General features: G+C 62.4%; 4 protein-coding genes and 1 pseudogene. All 5 read right to left on the bottom strand.

Annotated elements, in window-relative coordinates; all coding sequences use genetic code 11:
* The coding region (locus tag VZ95_RS27445; protein ID WP_232302728.1) for a hypothetical protein at positions 1-193 on the bottom strand (193 nt) is incomplete at its 3' end.
* Between the two features lie 33 nt (positions 194-226).
* Positions 227-1,360 carry a methyl-accepting chemotaxis protein gene (locus tag VZ95_RS17275; protein WP_052711893.1) on the bottom strand — a complete coding sequence of 378 codons (1,134 nt, stop codon included), beginning with the start codon at positions 1,358-1,360 and terminating at the stop codon, positions 227-229.
* 44 nt (positions 1,361-1,404) lie between these two features.
* A pseudogene (locus VZ95_RS27440) lies at positions 1,405-1,911 on the bottom strand (Tll0287-like domain-containing protein); the annotation flags it as partial.
* 220 nt (positions 1,912-2,131) lie between these two features.
* Complete coding sequence (locus VZ95_RS17265) at positions 2,132-2,557, bottom strand: YciI family protein (RefSeq protein ID WP_232302727.1); 426 nt, start codon at positions 2,555-2,557, stop codon at positions 2,132-2,134.
* 18 nt (positions 2,558-2,575) lie between these two features.
* Positions 2,576-3,076: a MarR family winged helix-turn-helix transcriptional regulator gene (locus VZ95_RS17260; protein WP_052711892.1), complete on the bottom strand. Its 501-nt coding sequence runs from the start codon at positions 3,074-3,076 to the stop codon at positions 2,576-2,578.
* Positions 3,077-3,214: the final 138 nt, after the last annotated feature.

Here is a 3,214-nt window from a genome sequence, read left to right as displayed (position 1 = left end):
CGTGCCAACGGTGCGGCTCTTTTGTCGCATCGATAATGCACGCTAGATTTGCATCGCGCCAAAGTCGGCTCAGAATGTCGGACGAGTCAGCCGGATGGGCTGCGCGGAGCGTGGTATATTTTGCCTCGGCTTCTGCATACCCCGCGCGAAAGTCGGGATCGTCAGAGAATGCTATAGGATCGGTTGTATTCATAGGGGCGTAACCTATCGGGGGTCGTACATTGAATCAATGCCCCCGCCTCACCCCCGCCAGAAACTGTTCCACCGTCACGCGCAGGCTTTGGCTTTCGCTATTGAGGTTCGCGGCGGAATCATGGACCACTGAGGAGGCTTGGCGCGCGGCGTCGACGGTGCCGGTGGCGGCGCTCATTTCTTCGGCGACGGCGCGGGTGCCGTTGGCGGCTTCCTGCATCTGGCGGGCGATTTCGCCGGTGGCCGCGCCCTGCTGTTCGACCGAGCCGGAAATATCGGCGGCGAGGCGTTCGAGCGATTGGATGACGTGGCCCACTTCGCGCACGGCGGCGGCGGCGCTGCCAGTTTCGGCGCGGACGGCGGCGATTTGGGCGGCGATTTCCTCCGTCACCCGCGCGGTTTGGGTGGCGAGAGCCTTCACTTCGCTCGCCACGACGGCGAAGCCTTTGCCCGCTTCTCCGGCGCGCGCGGCTTCGATGGTGGCGTTGAGCGCCAGCAGGTTCGTCTGACTGGCGATATTGTTGATAAGCTGACCCGCAGCCCCGATCCGTTCGACGGTTTCGGCCAACCCGACGATATGCTTGTCGGCGCTTTCGGTTTCGGCGACGGCATTGCGACTGATGGTGAGGGCCTCGCGCACGCGGCCCGCGATTTCGGCGTTCGAAGCGAGCAACTCTTCCGCAGCGCCGGCCGTGGCTTCCACATTGGCGTGGGTCTGGTCGGTGCTACCGGCGATGCTGGTGAAGGCGCTATTGGCGTGCTGGACGGTGCTGGTCATCGTGCCCGCCGCAGTGTGCAACTGGTCGGTCATCGCATGGACTTTGCCGAGCAGGGAGCTGACCGCCGTATCGAAACTCTGGGTGAGGCTCTCTAGTTCGGCCTGCCGGGCGGCTTTACGCGCCATTTCCTCGCGTTCGGCGGCTTCGCGCGCTTCTTGCTGTTCCAGCGCCGTGCCGAAGCCCTGCAAGGCTTTGGCGAGGCCGCCGATTTCATCCGCCCGTTCCGATTCCTTGGCAAGGTTGAGGTGGCGATCGCCGCCCGCGAGCCGGTTGACGGCGGCCCCCATCGCCAGCAAGGGCCGGGCAACGGCACGGGTCGAGAGGAGGGAGACCAGCAGCACCGCAAGCCCGCCGAGCAGCACGACGCCGAGCACGCCATAGGTGAGCATCTGCCGCGCGCCAGTTGATCGTCGATCACGGTTTGGATCTCGAAGACGCCGCGCACGTCGCCGGTTTTCCAATCTTTTTTGGGCGATTGCGGGTGGGAATTATGGCAGGCGACACAGGCTTCCCCCAGCCGGTCGCCGACCGCGACGCGCACCACGTCCTTACCGTTCAAGCGGGTGCGCTCGATATAGGGTGTGTCCGGGGCTTTCTGGAACTGGTCCCAGGCAGCTTTCTGGAAATCGTCCGTCTTGCGGCCCGCGCGTTCTGGGAAAGGGTAGGGGCTGTAGAACGAGAGGCTGACGGCCTTATCCTGCAAGCGCCCCGACATATCGAGCATGAAAGTGGCGGGGATCGGCACACCCTTCGGGTCATTCGCGTGCAGATGGGTCAGCTTCAAATCCTGCGTGCCACGAATTTTGGGAACGATGGCGGTATTATAATAGTCGCGCACCGAGCGGAACTGCGCGATGGTTTGCAGCGCGTTTTCGGTGGCGGTCGCCTGCGTATCGGCTTCGATTTGCCGGGGGACGATCAGCGCAATCGCCGCGATCATGGCGATTAGGGCCAGCGGCACGGGAAGGGCGATTTTCCAGACGAGACTCTGACGCCAAGCGCGCATGACCTAATTCCCCTGATCGTGGTACGGGGCGGATCGCCCCATTCCGACTTCCTATCGTCAAGGCGGTAGAATAGATGCAGATTTTTACCAAATTTAATCGAGGTGCAAGATAATCGCCGGAAACGGGGAGCCTAGGGTTCGGATGTCACAGGCTTCAACGGTCGACGGTTTTTTCCCGCAACCAGGCTTCCTGTTCGATAAGCTCCGGCGTCATCACGTCGCCGAAGTCCGCCATCTCGTACAGGGGGCGAATCTCGATCTCGCTCGGGCCGGGCATGGGGTTGGGGCAGCGCTTCACCCAGGCCACCGCTTCGGCCATATTCTTGACTTCCCACAGCCAGAAACCGGCGACCAATTCCGAGGTTGCCGCGAAAGGGCCGTCGCTGACAGTTCGGTTCGCCCCGTCGAAAGCGATGCGCGTGCCGTAGCGCGATGGCTTTAGCCCTTCGCCCGCCTGCATAATCCCAGCATTGACGAGGTCTTCGTTGAATTTCCCCATCGCTTCCAGCAGGTCGGTCGTGGGCAGGATCCCGGCTTCGCTATCCTCGGTTGCTTTGACCAAAACCATCACGCGCATCATCGTGTCTCCTATGATCGGTTAAACCCCCGCGTCGACCCCGTCCAGCACGACGCCAAGCTCGGCTTCGAAGGCGGCGACCGCGCCGGTCAGATGGGTTGCCAAGCGCTCGAAGGCGGCAAGATCGGCCTGGGGAATCCCCGCCAGCAACCTTTGTTCGGCAGACAGCGCCAGCGGCACGATTTGATCGTAAACGGCCCGGCCCGCCTCGGTCATCTCCAAGGTCAGGCGGCGGCGGTCTTGCGGGTCGACCCTTCGGGCGAGGCGGCCCGATTCCAGCAGGCGGGCGATGGCGCGCGAGACGCGGACCTTATCCATCGCCGTGCGGGAGGCGACCTCGGTCGCCGTCATTTCGCCGTAGCGGCCCAGCACGGCCAAAATCCGCCATTCCGGAATGGTGAGGTTGAACTTGTCCGAATAGAGTTTGCCGATCAAGGCGCTCACGCGGTTGCTGAGCACGCTCAATCGATAGGGCATGAACCGCTCCAAATTAAGCGGCGTCTCCACGGGGTTACGCACCATCGCCTCTCCCATCCTACTTGCGATCTGTTTCTTATGAAACTAATATCAGGTTTAGCCATTGTTTCCCAGATGGGAACGCAACGCAATCTGCCGCAGGCGGCAATTTAATAACACGAGAGAGGGGCACGACATGAGCGA

Origin of the sequence: Elstera litoralis, assembly GCF_000963705.1 — a bacterium.
In the GTDB taxonomy this organism is placed as follows: Bacteria; Pseudomonadota; Alphaproteobacteria; order Elsterales; family Elsteraceae; genus Elstera; species Elstera litoralis.
This window is presented reverse-complemented; position numbering and strand designations above follow the sequence as displayed.